Below are 23,019 nucleotides of genomic sequence, written 5' to 3'. Positions count from 1 at the left end.
CTCGCGTTCGTGCGAGAGCTGAGGGGAAGTGGCCGAGCGACTGGCGGCCACATAACCCTGCAACATCCAAGCACCCATCGCGGCCAGACTTTGGCCCTGCGTTAGATGGACGCCGGACCGCCTCGACTTCAACGGCCTCGACGAGCCTGCGGCCGCTGAAGCCAGCAGGAACAAGGACAGGGCGGGGGCTCTTCCGCTCATGCTTGTTCGGAGTCTTCCTGTGCATAGCCCGCGCAGGACAACCCTGCGGGGATCTGTCATAAGCCCCTGTCATCGCGCAGCCCGTCGCCATCATGTCGCCTTGTTTCGCCATCGGAACGCTGTCAATTCAAGCGGCAATGTGTCAAAGTGTGAAAGGATTCTTCACGACTTCATTGCCATCCAGTGTTTCGTCGCCTGTCCATCGCCGTTCGCACAGCAGCCTTCGTCGGCATCGCGTGCTTCACCCTGTTGGCGATCGATGCCTGGAACAGCTGGCAGGCTCGAACGCAGCTGGTCGCGCAGATGAGCGTTGCGGCATCGAACCTCGCGCGAGCGATGGCCCAACACGGGGACGACACGCTCAAGAAGGCGGATATCGTGCTGGCCGGCGTCGTCGAGCGGGTCGAGCAGGACGGCACCGACGCAGCCGCCGTCGCGCGGCTGCGCAAGGTGCTCGCGATGCGGGTCGCCGAACTCCCTGAACTCGATGGCCTGCACATCTACGACCAGGACGGGAACTGGGTCGCGAACTCCCGACCCACGCCACCGGAGAACCTGAACAACGCGAACAGGGAGTACTTCGTCTTTCATCGCGCTCACGAGGATCGTGGGCCGCACATCGGTACGCCGGTGAAGAGCCGAACCACCGGCAGGCTCCTCATCCCCGTGTCCCGGCGGATCGATCATGCGGATGGCAGTTTCGGCGGGGTCGTGCTTGCGACCATCAACGTCGACTTCTTCGTGAAGTTCTACGACAGCCTGTACATCGGCAGAGATGGCGCGGTCGGCCTGGTGCTCGACACGGGGACGATGATGACTCGGCGGCCATACAGTCCCGAGACGGTGGGCAAGAACGTGACGGGCGCCGATTTCTTCCGTACCTACGTCGCCCAGGGCCCCGTCGGGACGGCTTACATCAAATCGGCGCAGGACGGCGTGACGCGTCTGAACAGCTTTCGGCGGCTCGACCAATTCCCGTTGTTCGTGACCGCGGCCTTGTCGAAGGACGAGATCCTGGCCGCCTGGTGGCGCGATGCGCTTTGGCATACGGCGGGCATTCTCATCCTGGCGTCGCTTGTCGGTTTCGTGGGATGGCGCCTGATCAGGCAGATCGAGCTGAGCACTCGAAGCGAGAGCGACCTGCGACAGGCGCGCGATGCGCTGGAGACGTTGAACAAGACCCTCGAGACGCTGGCCATGGAGGACGGCCTCACGGGGTTGGCGAATCGCCGCCAGTTCGACGTGACACTCGACAGCGAGTTCGGCCGGGCCGTGCGCGAAGCGAGCACCCTGGCGCTCATCATGATCGATGTCGATTGCTTCAAGCAGTACAACGACATCTATGGCCATGCGGCCGGCGACGAGTGCCTGCAATCGATCAGCCGTACGGTCGCCAGACTCACGTCTCGTCGCGCGGGAGACCTTGCGGCCCGGTATGGCGGGGAGGAGCTGGCGGTGCTGCTGCCGCACACCGACGTGGAGGGCGCTCTTGTCCTGGCCGAGCAGATTCGCAACGCGGTACGTGACCTCAAGATCGCGCATGCCGGGGCCGCAGGCGGCTTCGTGACCTTGAGCGCTGGCGTGGATGCGCTCAGTCCGGTGCCCGGCAGGGGGCTGCCGAAAGAGTTGATCCGGGCGGCGGACAAGGCGTTGTACGCAGCCAAGACCGCAGGGCGCAACCGCGTATGCTCGGCGGGGCAACCGGCGCCTGCGTGAGCAGAGTCCGTTGTGGCCCGTAGACAGCGGTGCGGTTGCGGCTTGTCCTTCTTCAACCGAGTTCGCGTCTCCAGGTTGCCTTCAAAGCTGGCGGGCCCCGGCTAATGCGCATGCACGCCGACTACTGACCGAAGCCGCCTGGAACCATCGCTTCAAGGCGCGCATCGGCAAACAGGCACAAATTCGACAGCAGGAGTTATCGAGCCGATACGAAGGATGGCCTGGACGGCGCAACTGCGGCTAACTCAGCGGTTTACCGCCTTGAATGCACGGAGCAATTCGACCGATGCGGCCGGATTCAAGGCGCTGCAAGCGAGGTGTTGCGATGATCCGCTTCGACGCGCTATGGCTATGCACGAAGCCAGTGGACATGCGCGCTGGCGTCGAACGCCTGCTCGCGCAGGTGATCTACGCCCTGGGCAGCGTCAACGCCCATCTGAAAGATAGTCCCAATCCTCGCACACCGCCCCGTCCGGACATTGGAATAGGTAAAGCGCGCGCCCATGCTGACCCAGATTGAGAACATTCGAGTGGTGAAACTGGCCTATGAAGTTCTGCGGACGACCGCAGACCAAACATGTTGGCCAACGCTCCGCAGGAAAACCGAAAGCCAGCCCGCCAAGCTTGTCTTCGCGGCCATCCCGGACTTTGTGGAATAGGCCGAGCCGGAATTTTGGCTTGAGGTTCATAGGTCGGGTTTTTCCTCGCGAAATGATGATTGAGGGCGCACGCTCTCACACGGAATACAGGTTGCGGTAGTTGTCCGGCAACGACGAACTCCCGGTTGTGGTCGATATTCGTCAACGGTGTGCCGCACCATGCAGTCGGAGCACATCTTCCTTTTCATGCAACGGCCGAAAGAAAACGCCTGGCTTCATGCTCAAAAAATTCGCACCCTTGAGCAGTACCAATCGCGGTGCTGCATCGTGCTGGTGAGCGGACCTGATCTGTCCGAGGCTGTAGTGCATGAAAGGGTCGAGTGATAGGAGCAATTCCTTTGGAACTCGTTCGGAAGTGGTGACCAGAGTCTGGTCGACTGCCACGTGAAGACGAATGACATTGTTCAAACCGGGCCCCGTGCGCGCCTGATCATCCACAACAGCAGACCCATTGCCGTCAACCATGTCGACGCCGACGACATGGCCGACGAGTACATGATCGGCTTCCGTAGCCATCTCGGCCAAGGACATCTGCAGCGGGAGACTTGCGAGCGCGGCCACAGGGATCATCGCTGCGAGCGACAAAAGAAAGCGTCTCGTCGAGCGTACGATCACTTCGAGTTCTCCATGAACTTCTGGTTCCGCCGAGGGTGAGCCCGTCGCGGCAATGTGCGCTGCTGGCCGGAAGCCGTTAGCAAATGTCGAGTAGCCAAGCCGCGTGAAATTTCTCGATTTCATCGTCCGTATCAAGCAGTGCGCTGAGGGGTAGTGAAGATCTGGCCATGGCCGGCTCACGACTCTCGGCGGTAGATGCTGAACATGTCATCTCCGGGCCGTTGCCACATCAGGCGGTTGCATCTGGGGCATTCATAAAGGCGCGTTTCGCCGGCAGATTCAGGCCACGCTTCCGCATCGTGGTCTCGCAACACCACCCACCCGTCATCGGGTATTGGTGAAAGATTGTGAATATAGCCGCAGGGGCAAGCTAGCTTTGGCATTGGGCTTGTGGGCATCGAAAGGCGAGGCAGTTGACCTTCTGCCCGAGCACCTGTTTGTGGCCGCATCCTGCCACATGCGTGGCGTCGGCGGCGGGCCCTCCTCGGACCGAAGGCACTAGGAGCAAAGGCGGTCCTGCGTTACGCCCTCCTCTACTGGACTGCTCTTCCCGCTCGTTCGTAGGTGTCAAGAAGCCGCTGAAGCATCGCGCGCTCTTCGTCCGGCGTGGCGTTTCCAAGGTCGACGACGATGCCGTTGACAAGGTAGTACTCCGTGTCGTCGCGGATAGAGCCGCGCTTCATGATGCGCTTGTATGACGAAGCGTAGCGACGCCGAACTTCCGACGCTGTAAGGAGCCCGGCGGCTCGCAGTGCCTCATCGAGAGCCGCAACGCCGGTCGCCGGTCGGACGCTCAAGTCTTCGATGATGTCATTGGCAGCCTGGCGCAGACCCTCCAGCGCCTTTGACTTGCCGTACTGCTCAACAATCCCTGCGCACACCGTCGCAAGACTGACGCTCGAAGTCGCGTCCACGCGCCAGACATGAGTCGAGTAGAACGACACGAATGCCAGCAGCTCTTGGAATTCGCGCTCACGGGCGGCTGAAAGTGGTCTTGTGGCCAAAGAGGTGGGGGCGGTTATGCATGTTCGGTCGTGGCCCGAATGGTGCCGATTGGATGTGCAGGCGCTCTATTTACCGCTAGAAGGCTTGCCCCTGGCGTATACCTCGCAGGCTGCATATGCCAAGGCCTTGCCACTCGATTGCGAGTCTGTCGATTCAAGATCAGCATTCGCTTGCTCGGCAGAGCGCTCCATGCGTCTGACAACTGCCCCGCCGCCGCGAGGTTCAGCGTAGAAGATGATTGCTTGGTCTGCCAGGCGTTCGGCCCCACAGTCGAAACGGACAACACGCGTCGAAGACATATACGTTCGTGCATCGGGAGCCCGCCGTTCAGTGGAAAAGTCCAGGAGCACCGTCGCAACGATTTTGCCGTCCACATCGCGTCGCGGACTGTCGACGTCCAAATAGAAGGTCGTGCCTGCTGCATCTCGTTGGCCTACTCGCCGCCAGTCTGCAGCTTGAGCGCCGGCCCCCGCAAAAACAAAGAACAAACCTATTGCGAAAGCGAGCGACTTTGAATCGATCATTGACTGAGGTGCATTAGCAAGTGTCGTATCGCTCCGTTGTCGGTCGTCTTTAGCTCACCTCACCGCGCCGCTCGCGTTGAGGCGACGTCGGGTCGTCCAGCAGTCGTCTCGCTACCACCTGAGCCTTCAAAACAAGAAAGAGCCCAAGACCCAACTGGGCGAAGCCGATGAACCCGTCGATATGCCGACCCGCGTCCAAGGTCGAGACCGGCTGGCCGCTGCCAATCCATAGTGCGCATACGGAGAGATAGCCCATGACCGGGGCGAGCGCCTTGAAGGCAATGACGAGCAGTCCAAGGACCACGCATGCAACGACCAATGCCTGCTGAGCTGGAAGGCGCAGGACGTCGTCGAATTTTGTCCTGGGGACGAGCGCATGCGCAATGGCCATTGGGAAGAACCAGCACAGCAGGCCTACCAACAGATAGATGCCGCCCATGAGGTAGGGCACCCAGACAGCGCTGGGGTCGTTGCTGCCGGCCTTTATTGCGCCGCCGATGGCAACTGCCTGGAATGCCGTGATGAGCAGCCAGATGGCGAAGAGACGCGAGGCGGTGCCGACGATTTGCTGAGGAGTCATGATTTGTGCTTGTGTGCTCGGCTGAGGAAAAGATGTTCTCAGTTGTTCGAAGGTTGCAGCCGAGGCGTCCCGCGCTGGGCCAGCAGCAAGAAGTCGACGCCCTGCGCGCGGACGGACTGCATGTCGAACTTGGAGAGGCTGGCCTGGCCAAGGAGCGACACACAATCGGTGCACACGACTGCCGGCACGTCCTTCAGCGCGAAGGGGCCCACCTTCATGGACTCGATCACCACCCCCTTGGCCGCGACCTTGCGACCGTCGGCCACGGTCATCTGTACCCGGGGGTCGACCACCCGATACACCGCCTTGGAATCGCGCAGCATCGCTTCGCTCAGGCTGGTGAGGCTCGCGCCGGTGTCGACCATGAACGGCTTCGGCTTGCCTGGGCCGAGCGTGACCGGCGCGAAGAAGTGACCCGCATACATGGGAAGGCGCAACGCCATCCGCTCCTCGTTCTTTTCCGGCTCGGCCTTGTCGATGGCCGTTTCAATCGAAATCCGTTGCGCCGCGAAGTACGGTCGCATCCCTTTGGCCTCCAATTGGCTGTCGTACGCCTGGAGCAGCGACAGCGCCTCGTAAGGCCTGTGCGTCTTGAGCAGCAGGCTGGCCAGCCTGCCTCTGACATCAATGAGGCTCGGCGCCACTGAAAGCGCCTTGTACGACCATTCGATGGCGTCACCGGTGTGCCCGAGCTTCTCGTGGCTGTCCGCGTAGTAGGCGAAGAGGTCGTACGCCCCTGCCCCGAGGTCCATCGACTTTTTCAGAAGAACGATGGCTTCTTCGTGCTTGTCGCGCTGGTTCAGCACGAATCCGAGGCGTGCGATCCCGAGGGAATCGTCCGGCCGAAGGCGCACGTACTCGCGCCAACTGGATTCTTGGCACCGCAAGTCGCGCAGCTGCGCGCACTTGTTTGCCTGTGACCTGAAATCTTCAGCGCTCAGGTTGTCCTTGTTGAACCAACGCTCCACGTAGCCCCTTGTCGAGAGCGAACTCGCGCCCGAAGCCGCAAGAAGTACCGTGCAACACCCGACAAAGACCTGCAGGTTCTTTCGCTGGCTTGGGTAGGCGGTCCAGAGCGAGAAGATGGTTACCGCCACGACTGGAATCAGCAGCGCGCCGAGGCCAATCCCAAGCGCATAGCCAAGGGAAGCTCTCTCGGGCAGGTGGAACGCCAGGCTGAACCACACCAGCGCCACGGACAGAATGACCGCACAGACCCACAAAGGCGTGCCAGCGGTGCGTTCGCGCAGCCTGTCGAGTCTGACGAAGTCGGGCTCGACATCCAAGGGCGCCACGCCACTCCCGCTGGCCAGTTCCGGGATCTGCTGCAGAGGCTTCCAGGTCAGACGCCCTTCGCGCCAGACGAGCGTGTTCAAGCTGACGGTGCCCGCCTGCACGAGCTGCTCGAGTTGCGCGGCCGACACGGGGCCGCTTCTGTGCTCGCCTTCTGCGTACCACCAGACCTGCTGCGCCCCCTCCTCGCCTGTAGCGCTGGCCGGGTCCGACGCAGGCGCCGCATGCACCGGAACGTCTGCAAACACGGGCTCCCGGCGCTGCTCGGGACCTTTCAGTTTCCGCACGCGCGCCCGCCCGGGCTCGAACGGTCCGGAATTGGCGTCCTGTGTGGCGCCAAAGTACGTGTTCTTCACTCGCTCGGACTTCATGAAGTACAAGTACCAGAGGAAACTTGAAATGAAGGCGCGCACGGTGCGCCCAACCTCCTCGCCAGCCGCGTTGACGCCCAGGAAGGCCCAGCCCGCTCCCACATCGCTGAGGTACAGGACGAACGGGCTGAGGGCGAGAAAGAGCTTGGCATGCGCCACACTCTCCGGTTCGTACCTCGTGCGAAGCCGGTTGGCCATCCAGACTTGCCAAACGATGACCCCCAGCAGCAGGCACCAGCAGAAGGCCTTGTAAGGCACGTAGCCCGCAAGCTCCAGGACCGCCGGGGTGCGCGCCTCGACGTCTGAGAAGGTCCTCAGCTGCGTCCCGACGCCTATCAAGGGTGCAAGGACGAACGCGGAGACGAGAAAGAAGCCGAGCCAGCCTTTCGTTCCGTGCAGCGCCTCTCCTTGAACCTCCCGGTGACGTGCCGACCGGCGCGTGAACCACACGCAGCCGGCAATGAGCGCGATGAACAGCAACAGCGGCACCAGCGAACCAATCTGTTCCATGGTCAGCTCAGTCCTTCAGTCCTGGAGCGCCTTTGGGGCGGCCCGCCGGCGGCGTTGTGCACGGAAAACGTGGGGCGAGCATCCTGGCACCAAGCAGCCCTCCGGGTCGCCAGATCAGCATGGCCAGCGGGGAGGCCTGCGGTTAGCGGGCCATTGCTCGTGCGCGCACTTCGAGGAAGGCAACGCCAATTCAATCGAGCACCTTCGCCCAAGTTCGCATCCGGATTTCCTCCAACAGGGCGCGACCGGTTTTTCCTCGGCACTGCCCCAGCCCTCTACTACCCGAGGCGTCTCCCGGAAGGAGGTGCGCCGCATTTTTTGAATGCGCCCGTCTATTGCCCGGGACGCCAGCGGGATGTTACCCGCAGTAACCCGGGCACACAACACGCGAGAGACGGCAGAAAAGCGAGGTTGCGGCCCTACGTTGCCGCGCCTCGATGAGGCTCGCGGGAAGCGTGAATTCGTCGTGCACAGCTGCCTATGGCACCGATGTCAGCCGCCTGAACGCACTGAAATGCCGTATGGCCAACTGCTGCTGGCCGGCATCGGCATAGAGCAGCGCCGCATTGCGATGCGCATCGAGAAGATCTGGCTGCAGCCGCAGCGCCTCTTCATAGCTGGCCAGCGCGGCGTCCGCATCGCCCGTGCCTTCCAAGGCCACCGCATGGTTGAAGTGCATCAAAGGATCGTCGGGACAAAAGCGCAACCCGTCCTGGTACAGCGCCGCAGCGGCTTCGTGGCGGCCCGATTCACACAGCATGAACCCGAGGTTCAGATAGGCATGGGCGTAGGCAGGGTCATCTCCCAGGATGCGGCGATACAGCGCTTCGGCGGACTGCGGCTGCGTCTCCTCCAAAGACTCGGCACGGGCAAAACGCGCGTCGAGGCCTGCGGGATCTGGCGCCGCTTCAAGGCGCGGGGGGAACAGGGTCACCGATCCTGCCCCCGATGCAATCTGGAGGTCGAGAACGAACTGGCCGGTGAGTGGCTCCCAATGCGCATCCCCATAGCGAACCGTCACCCGATCGCCTCCAGCCGTGATCCGCATGCCCAGCAGCGGCCGTTCCTCGGGCAGCGATGCCTTGAGCTGGCGCAACGCCTTGAGGATCTGCCGGGTGGGAATGCGCGCCGCGCGCAACTCGTACGCGGAGCGAAGGAGGACCACGTCCTGAAACGAGAACTTCCATGCCTTGCCCTCCTCCTTCACCGGCACCACGAACCCCAGTTCGATGAGCTTGAGGACCGCGTGGCGGGACAGACCGAGCATTTGCAGCACGCCGCGCAACGACCGCGGGGAATTGCCCTGCATGGTCACTTCTTCGCTCGCGCGCGCGGTGCTGGTGCGGCAAGCTGGGCAACGGGCTTCGGTGCGCGCTTGGCCTTGGCGGCGGGCGTGCGGATCGGCGTGACGACGGGGCCGGGTTTCGCCGGCGCCGCGCGGGGTTTCGGCGTGCCAGCGGATCGCTTTTGCAAGCTGGCCATGAGCATCTGGGTCAGGTCGATGACTTGGCCGGAGGGGCTGCTGTCCTCGGGATGCTCGGCCGCCACGATTTCCTCGCCAGCGATCTTCGCGTCGATCGCAGCCAGGATGCGCTTCTTTTCCTCGTCCTCGAACATCGTCGGGTCGTAGCTGTCCTGGGAAATCTGCGCGATCAGCTGCAGCGCCAGTTTCAGTTCCGCGGCCGAGGGCTCCAGCTTTTCGATATCGAGATCCCTGAGAGAGCGGACCTCTTCCGCATACAGCAGCTGTTGCAGGATCAGCCCGTCCTCCTGGGCGCGCACCTGGACCACGTATTGCTTGGACTTCCAGGCCCACTTCGCCAAGGCGCAGCGGCCACTCGCGAGCATGGCCTTCTTGAGCAGGTTGTACGGTTTCCCGCCGCGTTTGTCGGGCGCCAGGAAGTACGGCTTGTCGTAGTAGATCGGGTCGACCGCGTCGGCCGGGATGAAGGCGACGATATCGATCAGATGGCTCGCGCCCTCCTCCAGCGCCTTGAGCTCTTCCGGCTGGAAGATCACGAACCGGTCTGTCTCGAACTCGTAGCCCTTGACCATCTCCGCGCGCGGGACGATCTGCTTCGGGTCCAGTGCGGAGACGTACTGTTGTTTGACCCGCTCCCCGTCCTTGGACAGCAGGTTGAAGTGGACCGAGGCCGAGCTTTCGGTCGCCGTGTAAAGGCGCACGGGGATCGACACCAAGCCAAAGCCCAGCGAGAGGGAGGCGATCGAACGAGCGGTGGCCATGGCTGCTCCTGTAGCGACAGAAGGTCAACATGCCATTTTTTTCGGCTGCAGGAAAGAGGTCGAAATGCCAAAATGGACCCGGCTGCACGAACGCGATCGCGAACAACCAAGAGGAACGGCCACAGCCATGCCAATGGACTATTTGAGGAAGATCGAGAAGGCCGACTTCCCCCTGCGGGTCGAGGATGCTCATGACATCAACAACGTCATGGTGTTGAAGGCCGCCGGTTTCGTCGAGGCCGACATGGAGGAGATGCCATCGAGCGATCCGGCAGAGCGCTGCGAAGTCGCTGTGGTGCGACGGATCACCCCTTTGGGCCGCGCCGCGCTGGAGCGCCTGGACCGGGGCGGCTGCCCTCCTACGGGCCCTTGAGCTGCGCCAGGAAGTCGAGCAGGCTGTCGATTTCCGTCGACTTGTCGAAGACGGCGTCCGCTCCGTGCTGCAGGGCCCTGCAGCGGATTTCTTCTGTTGCGTAGTTGGAAAAGATCACGACGCGCTGGTTCGGCGCGCGTGCCCGGCAACGGTCCACGACATTCAGGCCGGAGCCCTCACGCAAGAACAGATCCACGACGGCCACATCCCAGTGCCGGTCATGGGAGTCCAGCCAGGCCATGGCGTCTTCCTCAGTCTCGGCGATCCCTTCCACCCGCGCAGCCGCCAGGCTCTCGAGGGTCGGAATGAGGTTGTCGCGGATGACCTTGTTGTCTTCCACGAGAAAGACGGTGACTGGCATGGTGAGGCGGTTCCCTGAACCCGTCGGGTCCGTGCGCCCCACAGGCTAGGTAACCTCCCTGCCAGCACTTGTAGGAACTCGCACGCCTGTCGAGTGAGACAGGCGGCATCGGCGACAAAGGGCCGGGTCGTTCGCGAATTCGGAAGACTTCCTCACCCCCGTCTTTGGAAGCCCAGGCGCTTCATGGGCTCGGTCATCGCCTGGCGTCTTTTCCAGTAGCCGGCCCACGGATCCACGGTCTGGAAAGACAAGTGTTCGCGCGCTGTCCGGACGTTCCATTGCGCTCCGCTCTTGAGCGCGCCCAGATCGTCCCAGGCGATCGGGATCGAAACGCCCATGCCCGGCCTCGCACGCGCGGAGAAAGCGGCGGCGGTCGTCGCACCATGGCCGTTGCGCAGATAGTCCACGAACAGTTTCCCGACCCGGTTGCCTGGCCCGCTCTTGGCCACGAAGCGCGAAGGGATCGTCCTGGCCAGGTGCTGCACGATGGCCTGCGAAAACCCCTTGACGGTGTCGTAGTCGTACCGCGGCGCCAGCGGGACCACGACGTGCAGGCCTTTGCCTCCGCTGGTCTTCAGCCACGCCTCGAGGCCGAGGGCTTCGAGCATCGCGCGCACCAACGTGGCGGCTTCCTGGACGTGCTCCCAACCGGTGCCTTCGCCGGGGTCGAGATCGAAGACCATCCGGTCGGGCTTGTCGATGGCCCTGGCCGAAGAATTCCAGGTGTGAAACTCGATCACGTTCATCTGCGCCGCAGCGGCGAGGGCCTTGGCATTGCCGATCTCGAGCAAGGCTGCGTGGCCCGGCCACAGGCTGGCGGGCAACTCGGTGATGCCCGGGATGCCGATCTTCTCGCCATGCTTCTGAAAGAACAGCCCGCCGGTCACGCCCGTGGGGCCGCGCACCAGGGAGCAGGGGCGGCCCTTCAAGTGCGGCAGGATGAATTCCGCGACGGATTCGTAGTAACGGACCAGGTCCAGCTTGGTGACGCCGGTGCTGGCGTCGATGACTCTTTCGCCATGGCTGACTTTGATCGACGCGCCCGACGCGGATGTGCCAGCCTTCTTGTCGGCCGCCGCCGAAGCAGCAGCCGCCGGCGCTCCGATGGCTTTGGGCCGCTCGCGCACGATGACTCTGGCAGGCTTGTCGTCGCGCAGTCCGATGAAGGAGGCGTGGCGTATCTGGTCATCGGGCGTCCATTCCGCAAAGCTCACCTCCGCGAGCAGCTGCGGCTTGACCCACCGCTCGCTGCCCGCCTTGCGCTTGGACCACCGGCCGGGCTTCGTATCACCTTTATCGAAGGGCGAACCAGCGGCTGCGAGCGGCATCAGCTTCTGCTTGATGTCGCTGGCTTCCTCTGCGCTCCAGCCCGTGCCGACGCTGCCCACCGAAACAAGCTTCCCGGCTGCGTCGTGAATGCCCAGGAGCAGGCTGCCGACCTGGGCAGTCTCATCGGTGCGCTCGGTGTACCCGCCGATGACGAACTCCTGGCGCAGCTTGCATTTGAGCTTCAGCCAGGTTTCGCTGCGCCTGGAGACGTAGGGCGCGTCGGCGCGCTTCGCAATCACGCCCTCCATCTGCATGCGGCACGCGGACCGCAGGAGCGACGTCGGGTCGGCTTCGAAATCGGCGCTGAACCTCACATGCGCCGTGGCCTTTGCCGCGAAGAAATCCCTGAGCAGCTTGCGGCGTTCCACCAGCGGCACCTGCCTCAGGTCATGGCCTTCGAAAAAAGGCGCGTCGAACACGAAAAAGACGATGCGATCGGTGTCCCGGCCGCGGTCGAAGGCGTTTTGCAATGCGTTGAAGTCCGGCGCGCCGGAGCTGCCCAGCACGACGATCTCGCCGTCGAGAAACGAGGCGCGAAGGCCGAGCGTACCGAGCTCGGACACCAGCGAAGGCATCTTCGCGGCCCAGTCGTGACCGCCACGCGTCACCAGCGCGATCTTGCCCTTGTCGAGCCGCGCCATCAGCCGATAGCCGTCGAACTTGATTTCGTAGAGCCACTCCCCGACGGAAGGAACGCCCGCGGCCAGGGTGGCCAGCTGTGGCTTGATCTCGGCGGGAAGGGCCGTCTTGCGTCCGGCCGCGGGCGACCTGGAGGGTGTCGCGGCAACCTTGGGCGCCGCCGATGTGGGGGCGCGGCTGCGGGCCTTTTTGAGCGGCATCGCGATCACGCTGTCGGGCAAGGCCGTCACCACGTCGTAGTCGGCGTGCGCGCGCGCGTGTTCGTCCTTCTTCTTGAACAGGATCCACGGCTCCTGCCGCTCGCCGCCCTTGGCGATGTTCACCAACTCCCACAAACCCTCGAGCTTCTGGCCATGCAGGCGGAACACCAGCTTGCCGACGGCCAGGCCCGCCCGCGGATCTCCGACCGGCTCCCAGGTGCCGTTGTCCCAGACGATCACCGTGCCGGCGCCGTACTGCTTCGGCGGGATCGTGCCCTCGAAGGAGGAATAGGAAATGGGATGGTCCTCCACGTGGATGGCCATGCGCTTTTCCTTCGGATCGAAACTGGGCCCCTTGGGGACCGCCCACGAGACCATCACCCCATCGAGTTCGAGCCGGAAGTCGTAGTGCAGCCGTGAGGCCGCGTGCTTCTGCACGACGAAGGTCAGCGCGTGCGGGCTCGGCCGGCCTCCTTCGGCCGGCTCCGTCGTCACGGCAAAGTTCCGTTTGGACTTGTAGGTCGAGAGCGCACCACCTTTGGCCATCGGGTCCTCGCTCTTCCTAACGCCGCAACGGACCGGAAGTGGCCCGGCCTTCTACGCAATCTTCCTGGTCTTGGCGCTCGCCTTCTTCGAAGCCGCCTTGCGCGCGGCGCCGGACTTGGCCGCGGGCTTGGCGCTGCGCTTGCTGCCTGCCGCGGCGCCGGCCTTCGGGGTCTTGCCGCCCTTGCTGCCACCTTTCAGGCTGCGCTGGAGCAACTCGGTCAGGTCGATCACATTCGAGCTTTCCTCCGGAGCCTCTTCCTCCGGCTGGATGACGGTTTCCGTGTCGCCCGCCTTCACCTTCTTGTCGACGATCTTCATCACCGCGTGCTTGAACTCGTCCTTGAAGTCTTCGGGCTCCCATTTGCCGGACATGTCGCCCACGAGCTGTTCGGCCATCTTCATTTCGGCGGCAGTCACGTTGGCGCCTTTGATGCCGGCCGCGGGCAGGTCGAGTCCTTCCAGCGACTTGACTTCGTCGCCCCAGCGCAGCAGGTTGAGCACCAGTGCCTTGCCCGAGGGCACGAGCACCGCAAGATGCTGCTTGGTGGAAATGACCACCTTGGCGAGGCCGACTTTGCCGGTCTTGACCAGGACTTCGCGCAGCAGAGCGTAGACCTTTTGCCCCTTGTTGATCGGCGCCACGTAGTACGGGCGCTCCAGGTATACGAAAGGAATTTCGTTGGCGTCGATGAAGCGCTGGATCTCGATGGTCTGCGTCGTGCGGGGATACACGGCTTCGATCTCGCGCGGTGAGATCACAACGTACTTTCCGTCTTCGTATTCGAAGCCCTCGACGATGTTGTCCTTGTCGATTTCCCTGCCCGTCTTCTTGTTGATGCGCCTGTAGCCGACCGGGTCCATGCTGCGCTTGTCGAGCCAGTCGAAGTCCACACCCTGTTCGATGCTCGCCGTGTGCAGGCCGACAGGGATGTGAACCAGCCCGAATGTGATCGCGCCTTTCCAGAGGGTTCTGCTGCTTGTGGCCATTGGGAAGTCCTTGTATCCGCTGCACGGAAAGTCGAGGCCAGCATCCAATCGACCGTCACGCGACGTTGTGGGACACGACCGGAGCCAATGGGAGGACACGCCGTACATCACGGGTGGCGGGATCCCAAGGCGTGAGCACCAGGGCGCTTTATTTCAGAACGCAAAACCCGAACGGCGTACATCGAGGCGCAAAGGGGCCCGACTCGCCAAGAAGCAGCAATGGAAGATGGCCGCATCTGACCGGCGGCAGACTCCTACAGCAGGTGCCCGCGGCGCTCGCCATGCTGCGGCCATCTTCACGAAGGAGACCAGCATGCCTGACGACAGCAGCAAGACCGGCGCCGACCGCAAGCTCATTTCCCTGGAACAGCAACACGAGATCCGCTCATGGACCCAGTCGCTCGGCTGTTCGGAAACCCAACTGCGCGACGCCGTCAAGGCGGTGGGCAACTCGGCCGAGGCCGTGCGCGAATACCTCTCCGGCAGGAAATGACAACCAGCGGGCCGCTTTACCTTCTTTCCCGCGAGGGCAAGCGGCGATGTTGAAAGCGCCGACCAGATCAAGCCTGGCGAAGGCACCGTGTTGCGGCGAGGCGCAACCGCCGGGCAAGCCTTGATGTAATTCCCACGACGTAACGATTCCGGATGCAGCGCACGGCAAGGCAAGGCAAGGCAAGGCAAATGATGCAATTCGTGGATTTGCTCTTTGGCCAGGGTTCGGACCTCGCACCTTGGCAGATGGCTGCTCGGGCACTGGTCGTTTTCTTTCTTGCGCTGGTGATGATCCGCGCATCAGGGCGCCGCTCGTTCGGGCAGCACAGCCCGTTCGATGCCTGCATCACCGTATTGCTTGGTGCGGTGTTGAGCCGCGCCGTGGTCGGCGCTTCGCCGTTCTGGAGCACCATGGCCGCCGGCGCCGCATTGGTGGTGACGCACCGGCTGGTGGCTCTCGCCAGCATGCGATGGCCGCGCTTCGAAGGCCTGGTCAACGGCCACGAGATCACGCTGGTGCGCAATGGCGAGATGGACGAGGACGCCATGCGCCATGCGTTGGTGTCCCGCAAGGATCTGGACCAAGCCATGCGCCAGCAGGCCAAAGGTGCGCCGTTGGACGAGGTCGAGCGAGCGGTGCTCGAGCGCGACGGCAAGCTGAGCATCCTCAAGCGGCGGACCTGAATCCTGTGTGCCTTTGCCCCGGAGTCCTCATCGATCACCGATACCGGGGTCAAGAGGCGGCTTGAAAACTCGGGGCGCGGTGCTCGAGGAAGAGGTACAGCGCCAGTCCGCCGGCCAGCGGCAGCAGGTAGTACAGCGCGCGGTACGCAAGCACCGCCCCCATCAGCACGCCCTGCTTCACCTCGCCTGACAGCAGCGCGAGGTACACGGCCTCGATCACACCCAGCCCGGCGGGAATCGGCGTGAGCACGCCGACGATGGAGGCTGCGAGCATCACGCTCAAGGTGATTGCATAAGGCACCTGCTGGCCCAGCAGAACGTACATGGCCGCGCCCATCAACGCCCAGTTCACGGTCGAGAGCACCAGTTGCATCATGGCGATGCGCGCGCCGGGCAGATGGAGGTGCCTGCCCCTGAATATCCATTCGCGCTTGCGTGAAACGGCGCATGCCGCCAGGTAGCCCAATGCCAGAAGGATCATCATCGCGCCGACAGCGCGCAACGCGCCCTGCCCGATGTGCGCCTGTCGCGGCAGCTCGACGATGCCGGCTGCGAACAAGCCGCCTGCCAGCAGGCCATAGCCGAGCCAGTTGGTGGCGAGGCTCAGCCCGACGATCTGTGCGACGGTGGCTTCGTCGAGACCGGCACGCGCATAGAGCCGTGCACGCATGGCGATGCCGCCGACCAGCGAACCGAGATTGAGGTTGAACGCATAACTCGTGACGGCGATGGCCCAGGTGCGCCAGCGCGGCAGGCCGTGGCGCAAGTGGCGCTTGCCGATCAGGTCGAAGCAGCCATAGAGCGCATGGCTGGTGGTGGTGAGCCCGAGCACCGCAAGCAGCAGCCACGGTGAATACCGCTGCAGCGCGTGCCATGCCCCGGCCCAGTCGACCTTGTGGGCATGCGACAGCAGCAGGCCCAGCACGACAACGCCGAACACAGGCAACAGCCATGGCCGGCAGCGCCGCCACAGGGACGCGTGGACGCCGGCAACAGCCGGAGCCGCCGAACCGGGCGCTGTCGCTTGGGCAGTCTGAGAAGCCGTCTTGACAGCCTCAGCCCGAGTCTTGGTTGCCCCGGCGCTTTTCAAGAGTGGTCTCGGGCGGCACATCGGCGTTCTGAGGCGTCTTGTGTTCAGCTTCACCCTTTTCCTGAAGCTTCCGGTTGCTCACGTCCTTCATCAGTCGCTCGCCCTCGATGTCGCGGCCGTCGGTGGGGACGGATTCTTCCTGGGTGAGTTCGGGTTCTTCACGCGCGGAATGCGTGGCGGGATTCGGCTTGGGCATAGGCGGCTCCTCAGTTTTCCGGCAATGAGCCAGTGTTCGATGCCCACGGTTCCGACTCCGCCATCCGCCGTCGACGTCGGATGCAGGACATTTGCCATAGCCGCCACGCGTCAATCGTGCATCCAATCTCCATGAAGCCGAAGGTCTGCATATGGTGCCGATGTCGCCTAATTTCTTAAAAAAATCTCAAGCAAATCCGCCTGCAGGATCAGGGCAGCCAGCTATTGGCGCCGCCTACAGACACAGCAGGAAGATGTGGCTATAAGCGGGTCAAGAACCCCGAGGGACGAGATTTCTTTCATGAGAATTTCCACATCGACTGCTGAATCCGGAAGGCGTCGTGAGTCCGAGCGCCTGTTCGCCCTTCGTTCCACACGTATGCTGGATACGCCACCGACAGAGAACTTCGATCGGATCACGCGCTTGGCGGCCGAGCTTTTCGATGTTCCCATTGCGCTGATATCCCTCCTCGACAAGGACCGCCAGTGGTTCAAGGCCCGCATCGGCCTGGACCTTCCCGAAACGCCTCGGGAATACGCCTTTTGCGACTACACCATCCGCCAGGCCGATGTGACGGTGGTCGAGGACGCATTGCAGGACGACAGGTTTGCGAGCAATCCGTTGGTCGCGGGCGACCCGGGCATCCGCTTCTACGCCGGTGCACCGCTCGTCATGCCTTCGGGTCATGCAATAGGAAGCCTGTGTCTTGTCGACCGTCGCCCTCGCCTGTTCTCTGCGAAGCAGCGCAAACATCTCAAGGATCTTTCCGCCCTCGTGCTGTCACAGATCGACCTCTATCGCACGGCGGGGAGAGTCGACGAGGTCACCCTACTACCCAATCAAGCGCAGATGTCCGAGGATCTTCACGACCTCGCCCTGCGCTTTCCCGAAGGAAGGTACACCCTCGCGCTCGTGGATATCCTGGATCGCAACGCGCTGCGAGACGCCGTTCTGGCAGTCGGGATCCGGCCGTTGGGAGTTTTCCAGAGAGATCTGTCGATACAGCTTCAGTCGCTCCTGAGTGCCGGCTCAAGGCTCTACTGCGTTGATGACGGGCGATTTGCCTTCCTTATCAAGCGTGAGGGAGATGCGAGCGACCGTTTCATCGAACGGCTCGTCATGGTCTTGAAGCAACCGGTCGCGAGCGGCAGTCTGCTGATCGAGCTCGACGCGCGCGTGGGCGTCGTGCAGATCAACCTGGAAGCGAGCGAAGAGATCGACGACGCACTGCGCAAAGCCATGACGGCTGTTCACCAGGCAAGGACCTTAGGTCTTTCCCGAGTCCCCTATATGTCGGAATTCGATATCCGCCATCAGCGTGCGTATGCCATCCTGCGTGATATCCCTCGGGCCATCGCCCATGACGAGTTTCATCTCGTGTTTCAACCAAAGCTGCGCGTGAGTTCGGGCGCGTTCGAGGGTGTCGAAGCTCTGATCAGGTGGCAGCATCCGATATTCGGCAACATTCCGCCTACCGAGTTCATACCGCTGGCGGAAGGCACGACGCTCATCCATGAGCTTACGAATTGGGTCGTCGCAGCCGCGCTGAAGGAACTGGCAGAGCTTCATCGCGAAGGATTCCGGATCGCGATCGCCGTGAACGTGTCCGCGCGCAGCCTGGAGCGTCCACAGTTCCCGAAAGACCTTGAGACCATCTGCGCGAGATACGCGGTGTCCCACGACATGCTTCACATCGAATGCACCGAATACAGTGGCCTGACGGCCCCGGCGACCCTGGAATCCCTCAGGCAGATCAGAGCCTTGGGAATGCAGCTCTCCCTGGATGACTTCGGCGCGGGCTACTCCAACTTGACATGTTTGGAGAACTTGCCCTTTCAGATGCTGAAGGTCGACCGAGGGCTCGTGGCGCATGTGGTGGCGAATCCCCGGGCACACCAGTTGCTCCAAGGCATCGTCAGCCTTGGCCATGCCATGGGTTTTCGGATGCTCGCCGAAGGGGTCGAAACGAGGGAGGTGTTCGAGTGCATCGTGTCGATGGGCTTCGACCACGTGCAGGGCTACTACCTCTGCAGACCGCTCTCGGCTTCCGCGCTACGGAAGCTCCTGCGTCTTCCCCCTCAGTTCTAAAGAACGACCATTCGCTCGACCACACTCTTCATGCGAACCCAACCTGCCTCCACCACAAGCTCGCCCCTCCTGCCGGAAACAGCGCCGATCATCGAGCAGATGCCCGTCGGCATTTTTCGCAAGGACGCTGCCGGGCGCTTCGTCTTCGTCAATCCTCGGTTCTGTCAACTCAAGGACACACCTGCAGACCAGATCCTGGGCCGAACGGCGACCGAGATCGCCGCGGGTACAGCACCGGAAATGAACTCGACGTGGCCGCCCGATCTCGCTGCGCAGGAAAGCCTTCACCACGCGCTGATCATGCAGACCGGGCAGCAGGTCGAGCGGGAGGAAGCTCTTTCTGGTGCGCGCGGCCTGCCGCTGTTCCTGCAGGTTGTCGAGTCCGCGGTGATGGGGCCTGGCGAGACGATCGTTGGCAGCCAGGGGGCGCTGTTCGACATCACCCAGCGCATGCAGGCGGACGGGGATCTGGTCAACGAGCGCGAACTGCTTCGCGCGCTGCTGGACAACTCGCCGGACCACATCTATTTCAAGGACATCCAATCTCGTTTCATCAAGTCCAGCACGGCCCAGGCCCTCGAGTTCGGAATGGCCACGCCCGACGGGCTGGTGGGCAAGTCGGATTTCGACGTCTTTTCCGACGAGCACGCCCGTCCGGCGTTCGAGGACGAACAGGAAATCATCCGCACGGGCTTGCCCATGATCGGCAAGGTGGAAAGGGAAACCTGGATAGATGGGCGGCCGGACTCCTGGGCCTTGACAACGAAGATGCCTCTGCGCAACCGTGCAGGCCAGATCATCGGAACCTTCGGCATCACCAAGAACATCTCCGACCTGAAGGAGGCCGAACGCCAGGTCGCCGAAGTGAACAAGCAGTTGATCGAAGCCTCGCACCTGGCTGGCATGGCCAGGATCGCGATCAATGTGCTGCACAACGTCGGCAATGTGCTCAACAGCGTGAACGTGTCCGCGGCGGTGATTCTTTCGGGCCTTCGCGCCTCGAAGATCCAAGGGCTCACGCGGGCGGTCCAACTGATGGAAGAGCACGCGGATGACCTGAGTGCATTCCTGGCGTCCGACGCCAGAGGCAAGGTGCTTCCCACCTACCTGTGCCAACTGGCCCCGGTGCTGGTGGCCGAGCAGCGCGACGCCATCAAGGAACTGATGGCTCTGAGCAAGAACGTGGAACATATCAAGGAGGTCATCGCTGCACAGCAGGCCCATGCCGGAGCGTCCAGGCTGCAGGAGACGGTGCGGATCCACGAACTGGTGGAAGACGCACTGCGCATCAATGCGCAGGCGTTGGCGCGACGCCATATGGTGGTGGACAAGGAGATCGCGCCGGTTCCCGAATTGCCGTTGGACAAAGGCCGGGTATTGCAGATTCTGGTGAACCTGATCGCCAATGCCGAGCAGGCCATGGAGGGCGTCGCAAATCGGGAGCCGAGGCTCGCACTGCAAGTGGAGCTGGCGCAAGGCCGGCGGCTGCGCATCCGGGTCACGGACAACGGCGTGGGCATCGCGACGCAAACCTTGCCCCAGCTGTTCGCGCACGGGTTCACCACGAAAAAGACCGGGCATGGATTCGGGTTGCACAGCGCGGTGATCGCCGCGCATGAAATGGGCGGAACGCTCACAGCCCACAGCGATGGGCCAAACACCGGAGCGACATTCACGCTCGAACTTCCGATCGACAAGGCCGGGGAGATCCAATGAGAAAGCAACACAATCGGCGCATTCTTCTGGCGGACGACATGCCGGCCATCCATGAGGACTTCAAGAAAATCCTTCTCTCGGCAGAAGCATCCGCGAATCTGGACGACCTGGAATCTGCGTTGTTCGGCACCACAGCCAAGGCATCCGCCGAGGAGTTCGTGCTGCACAGCGCCTACCAGGGGCAGGAAGCGCACGCGATGGTTCGCAAGGCATTGGAGATCGACGAGCCTTACGCCATGGCGTTCATCGACATGCGCATGCCTCCGGGGTGGGACGGCGTCGAAACCATCGAGCAGCTGTGGCTGGCAGACCCGCGCCTGCAGATCGTGATCTGCACGGCCTATGCAGACCAGTCGTGGATCGAGGTCTTCGATCGCCTGGACGCACGCGACCGCCTGCTCGTTCTCAAGAAGCCCTTCGATCCGATCGAGGTACGCCAGCTGGCGAGTGCGCTCACGATGAAGTGGCAGATGACGGAAGATGCCGCCTTCAAGATGAACCTGCTCGAGCAGGCGGTCGAGGCGCGCACCCGGGAGCTTTCCGATGCCAACATCATCGTCCAGAACAGCCCGACCATCCTCTACCGCTTGCGCGGCGAGCCTGCGTTCCCGCTGATCTACATCTCGCACAACATCACCAAGTTCGGCCACGAACCGGCGGCCCTGCTGGCCAACCCGAATTGGGCCGACGTGCTGATCGACCCCGCCGACCAGCCCGGTGTCGCTGCCGCGATGGCGCGCGTGCTCGAAAAAGATGCCGAAGGCGCCTCGATCGAATACCGCCTGTGCACCCGGGACGGCACACGTCGCTGGGTCGAGAACCGCTACGTTCCGGTTCGCGACAAGGAGGGCCGGCTCATCGAGGTCGAGGGCATCGTCATCGACGTCACCGAGCGCAAGGCGGCTGAGGAACAGCTGGCAAAACTGGCGCGCACCGATGGACTCACGGGCCTGGCCAACCGCGCCACGCTCACGGAACGCCTTCACCAGGCCCATGGCGCAGCGCAGCGAGGCTCCTTGCCGTTCGCCATCCACTGTCTGGACCTGGACCACTTCAAGCCGGTCAACGACACGTTCGGCCATCCGGGGGGCGACCTGCTTCTGCGCGAGGTGGCCCAGCGATTGAAGAATTGCACGCGGGAAACCGATCTGGTGGCGCGCCTGGGCGGCGACGAATTTGCCGTGCTCCAGAGCGAGATGGCCGAGCCTGCTGCCGCAGGCGCGCTGGCTGCGAAGATCCAGCAAGAGCTGGCCCGCCCGTACATGATCGATGGCAACCAGGTGCATGCCTCGGCCAGCATCGGCATCTGTCCTTACATTCCGGGCAGCGAGAGCCCGGAGGAAATGATGGCGCAGGCCGACCTGGCGCTCTACCGGTCGAAGGAACAGGGGCGCAACCAATACCACTTCCATTCGGAAGAACTCGACCTGGAAGTCCGCGACCGGGTTGCGCTGGGCGAAGACCTGAAGAAGGCCATCGAACGCGAGGAGCTGGAGCTCTACTACCAGCCGCAGGTCGAGCTGTCCTCCGGCAAGATCGTGGGTGTGGAAGCGCTGCTGCGCTGGAACCATCCGGGGCGAGGCCTGCTCGACGCGAGTGCGTTCGTGCCGATTGCAGAGCGTACCGGCAGCATCGTCATGCTGGGCCGCTGGGTGCTGAACCAGGCATGCAGGCAGATGAGCCTGTGGCGCGAACAGGGAATGGCGCCCCCTGTCGTCGCAGTCAATCTTTCGCTCGGCCAGCTCAGGAATGGCAACGATCTGATCCGCGATGTGGTCGACTGCCTCGCCAAATGGCAGCTCAAGGCTTCCGATCTGGAGTTCGACGTGACCGAGTCGACCTTGGCACAGATGACATGGGCCCACAACGACGTGCTGCCGCAGTTGCGGGCGCTCGGCGTCCGTATTGCGATCGACGACTTCGGCACCGAGTATTCGTCGTTCGAATACCTGCGGACCTACCGCGTGAATCACCTGAAGATCGCGCAGTCGATGCTCAAGAGAGCCGTCGACGACCCCGACAGCGCAGCCACCGTCCGCGCCATCATGAACCTGGCGCGGGAGGCCCGAATCGGCATCATCGTCGAGGGGCTGGAAACCGAAGCGCAACGTGCGTTCCTCCACTCGACGGGCTCCACGACCCTTGCGCAGGGCTACTATTTCAGCGAGGCCGTGGTCGCCAACGAGGCAGGCGACCTTCTGCGCTCCGGCACCATGGAACAGAGCGAGCGCAGCAAGGGCGAGAGCCGGGGGGCGCTGCTTGAAGAGGCCGACCGGGAACGAGGACATCGCCCTGCCGGCTTTGCTCAAAGGAAGTCTTGAATGACCCGCTTGACCCGCGCCGCGCTGACGGACCCACGAGTCCGCGCTCGTTTCGGGTGAAAGAACCTCCGCAGATCAAGTGCGAAGCCTCTTCAAGGAAGGCTCAACGGTCCTTGTCATGAAACATGGCTCGTCCATCGTTGCGTGTGTCCATGTAGAGCGGATCAACGATGTCTGCTGGATAAGGAATGGTGGCCACCACGTCCGACCTGCAGGCTGGAGGCCTTGGTAAAGAGCTGCTCGCGGCAGCGGAAGCATTTGCAGCAAAAGAACACGCTC

The 23,019-nt window shown here is 62.9% G+C and carries 20 protein-coding genes; 8 read left to right on the top strand and 12 right to left on the bottom strand.

Annotated features, from left to right (window positions below):
* Positions 1–384: 384 nt before the first annotated feature.
* Both ASC92_RS27705 and ASC92_RS28835 read left to right on the top strand, forming a co-directional pair.
* Positions 385–1,917 carry a GGDEF domain-containing protein gene (locus ASC92_RS27705; protein WP_056522693.1) on the top strand — a complete coding sequence of 511 codons (1,533 nt, stop codon included), beginning with the start codon at positions 385–387 and terminating at the stop codon, positions 1,915–1,917.
* Between the two features lie 325 nt (positions 1,918–2,242).
* Complete coding sequence (locus tag ASC92_RS28835) at positions 2,243–2,437, top strand: hypothetical protein (RefSeq protein ID WP_157609152.1); 195 nt, start codon at positions 2,243–2,245, stop codon at positions 2,435–2,437.
* Positions 2,438–2,717: 280 nt separating this feature from the next.
* Here ASC92_RS28835 and ASC92_RS27700 read toward each other — a convergent pair whose 3' ends face one another.
* From ASC92_RS27700 to ASC92_RS27675, 7 genes are all read right to left on the bottom strand, one after another.
* On the bottom strand, positions 2,718–3,314 hold the full coding sequence (locus tag ASC92_RS27700) for a hypothetical protein (protein ID WP_157609151.1): 597 nt from the start codon (positions 3,312–3,314) through the stop codon (positions 2,718–2,720).
* A 410-nt stretch (positions 3,315–3,724) separates the two neighbouring features.
* Positions 3,725–4,195: a hypothetical protein gene (locus ASC92_RS27695; protein WP_157609150.1), complete on the bottom strand. Its 471-nt coding sequence runs from the start codon at positions 4,193–4,195 to the stop codon at positions 3,725–3,727.
* A 66-nt stretch (positions 4,196–4,261) separates the two neighbouring features.
* Positions 4,262–4,720 (bottom strand): surface-adhesin E family protein, encoded by a 459-nt coding sequence (locus ASC92_RS29720; RefSeq protein ID WP_414820435.1) that lies wholly within the window; start codon positions 4,718–4,720, stop codon positions 4,262–4,264.
* A gap of 49 nt (positions 4,721–4,769) precedes the next feature.
* Positions 4,770–5,300, bottom strand: coding sequence for a hypothetical protein (locus ASC92_RS28985; protein ID WP_056522766.1), 531 nt, complete (start codon positions 5,298–5,300; stop codon positions 4,770–4,772).
* Between the two features lie 38 nt (positions 5,301–5,338).
* Complete coding sequence (locus tag ASC92_RS27685; protein WP_162245748.1) at positions 5,339–7,474, bottom strand: GYF domain-containing protein; 2,136 nt, start codon at positions 7,472–7,474, stop codon at positions 5,339–5,341.
* A gap of 478 nt (positions 7,475–7,952) precedes the next feature.
* Positions 7,953–8,783 carry a tetratricopeptide repeat protein gene (locus ASC92_RS27680; protein WP_056522684.1) on the bottom strand — a complete coding sequence of 277 codons (831 nt, stop codon included), beginning with the start codon at positions 8,781–8,783 and terminating at the stop codon, positions 7,953–7,955.
* A gap of 2 nt (positions 8,784–8,785) precedes the next feature.
* Positions 8,786–9,718, bottom strand: a complete 933-nt coding sequence (locus tag ASC92_RS27675; RefSeq protein ID WP_056522681.1) for a Ku protein — start codon at positions 9,716–9,718, stop codon at positions 8,786–8,788.
* On the opposite strand from ASC92_RS27675, the gene ASC92_RS27670 reads away from it, so the two are divergent.
* Positions 9,717–10,091, top strand: coding sequence for a hypothetical protein (locus ASC92_RS27670; protein WP_235506030.1), 375 nt, complete (start codon positions 9,717–9,719; stop codon positions 10,089–10,091). The two genes, ASC92_RS27675 and ASC92_RS27670, sit on opposite strands and share 2 nt — an antisense overlap.
* On the opposite strand, the gene ASC92_RS27665 is transcribed toward ASC92_RS27670, so the two are convergent.
* The 3 genes from ASC92_RS27665 to ASC92_RS27655 form a co-directional block, all read right to left on the bottom strand.
* Positions 10,078–10,452 carry a response regulator gene (locus ASC92_RS27665; protein WP_056522674.1) on the bottom strand — a complete coding sequence of 125 codons (375 nt, stop codon included), beginning with the start codon at positions 10,450–10,452 and terminating at the stop codon, positions 10,078–10,080. The genes ASC92_RS27670 and ASC92_RS27665 overlap by 14 nt on opposite strands.
* 152 nt (positions 10,453–10,604) lie before the next feature.
* The gene (gene ligD / locus ASC92_RS27660) at positions 10,605–13,166 is read right to left on the bottom strand and encodes a DNA ligase D (RefSeq protein ID WP_056522672.1); all 2,562 of its coding nucleotides are present in this window, start codon (positions 13,164–13,166) and stop codon (positions 10,605–10,607) included.
* 51 nt (positions 13,167–13,217) lie between these two features.
* Complete coding sequence (locus tag ASC92_RS27655) at positions 13,218–14,153, bottom strand: Ku protein (RefSeq protein WP_056522669.1); 936 nt, start codon at positions 14,151–14,153, stop codon at positions 13,218–13,220.
* A 313-nt stretch (positions 14,154–14,466) separates the two neighbouring features.
* Between ASC92_RS27655 and ASC92_RS27650 the strand changes: the two genes are divergently transcribed.
* Together ASC92_RS27650 and ASC92_RS27645 are read left to right on the top strand one after the other, a co-directional pair.
* Positions 14,467–14,646, top strand: a complete 180-nt coding sequence (locus tag ASC92_RS27650) for a DUF3606 domain-containing protein (RefSeq protein WP_056522666.1) — start codon at positions 14,467–14,469, stop codon at positions 14,644–14,646.
* A 152-nt stretch (positions 14,647–14,798) separates the two neighbouring features.
* The gene (locus ASC92_RS27645) at positions 14,799–15,329 is read left to right on the top strand and encodes a DUF421 domain-containing protein (protein WP_235506029.1); all 531 of its coding nucleotides are present in this window, start codon (positions 14,799–14,801) and stop codon (positions 15,327–15,329) included.
* Between the two features lie 49 nt (positions 15,330–15,378).
* On the opposite strand, the gene ASC92_RS27640 is transcribed toward ASC92_RS27645, so the two are convergent.
* Together ASC92_RS27640 and ASC92_RS27635 are read right to left on the bottom strand one after the other, a co-directional pair.
* The gene (locus ASC92_RS27640; protein ID WP_235506028.1) at positions 15,379–16,269 is read right to left on the bottom strand and encodes a lysylphosphatidylglycerol synthase domain-containing protein; all 891 of its coding nucleotides are present in this window, start codon (positions 16,267–16,269) and stop codon (positions 15,379–15,381) included.
* Between the two features lie 115 nt (positions 16,270–16,384).
* Positions 16,385–16,615 (bottom strand): hypothetical protein, encoded by a 231-nt coding sequence (locus ASC92_RS27635; protein WP_056522660.1) that lies wholly within the window; start codon positions 16,613–16,615, stop codon positions 16,385–16,387.
* Positions 16,616–16,915: 300 nt separating this feature from the next.
* On the opposite strand from ASC92_RS27635, the gene ASC92_RS27630 reads away from it, so the two are divergent.
* Genes ASC92_RS27630 through ASC92_RS27620 form a run of 3 tightly spaced genes read left to right on the top strand, consistent with a single transcriptional unit; the run spans position 16,916 to position 22,740 of the window.
* Positions 16,916–18,703 carry a sensor domain-containing phosphodiesterase gene (locus ASC92_RS27630; protein ID WP_082519753.1) on the top strand — a complete coding sequence of 596 codons (1,788 nt, stop codon included), beginning with the start codon at positions 16,916–16,918 and terminating at the stop codon, positions 18,701–18,703.
* A gap of 30 nt (positions 18,704–18,733) precedes the next feature.
* A complete protein-coding gene (locus ASC92_RS27625; protein WP_056522656.1) occupies positions 18,734–20,419 on the top strand; it encodes a PAS domain-containing sensor histidine kinase in 1,686 nt (561 codons plus the stop codon).
* Positions 20,416–22,740 carry an EAL domain-containing protein gene (locus tag ASC92_RS27620; protein WP_056522654.1) on the top strand — a complete coding sequence of 775 codons (2,325 nt, stop codon included), beginning with the start codon at positions 20,416–20,418 and terminating at the stop codon, positions 22,738–22,740. The genes ASC92_RS27625 and ASC92_RS27620 overlap by 4 nt, the downstream gene beginning before the upstream one ends.
* Positions 22,741–23,019 lie beyond the last annotated feature (279 nt).

Origin of the sequence: Variovorax sp. Root411 (assembly GCF_001425205.1) — a bacterium.
In the GTDB taxonomy this organism is placed as follows: Bacteria; Pseudomonadota; Gammaproteobacteria; order Burkholderiales; family Burkholderiaceae_C; genus Variovorax.
The sequence above is the reverse complement of the archived record's forward strand: the minus strand, read 5'-3'. Positions and strand labels throughout refer to the sequence as shown.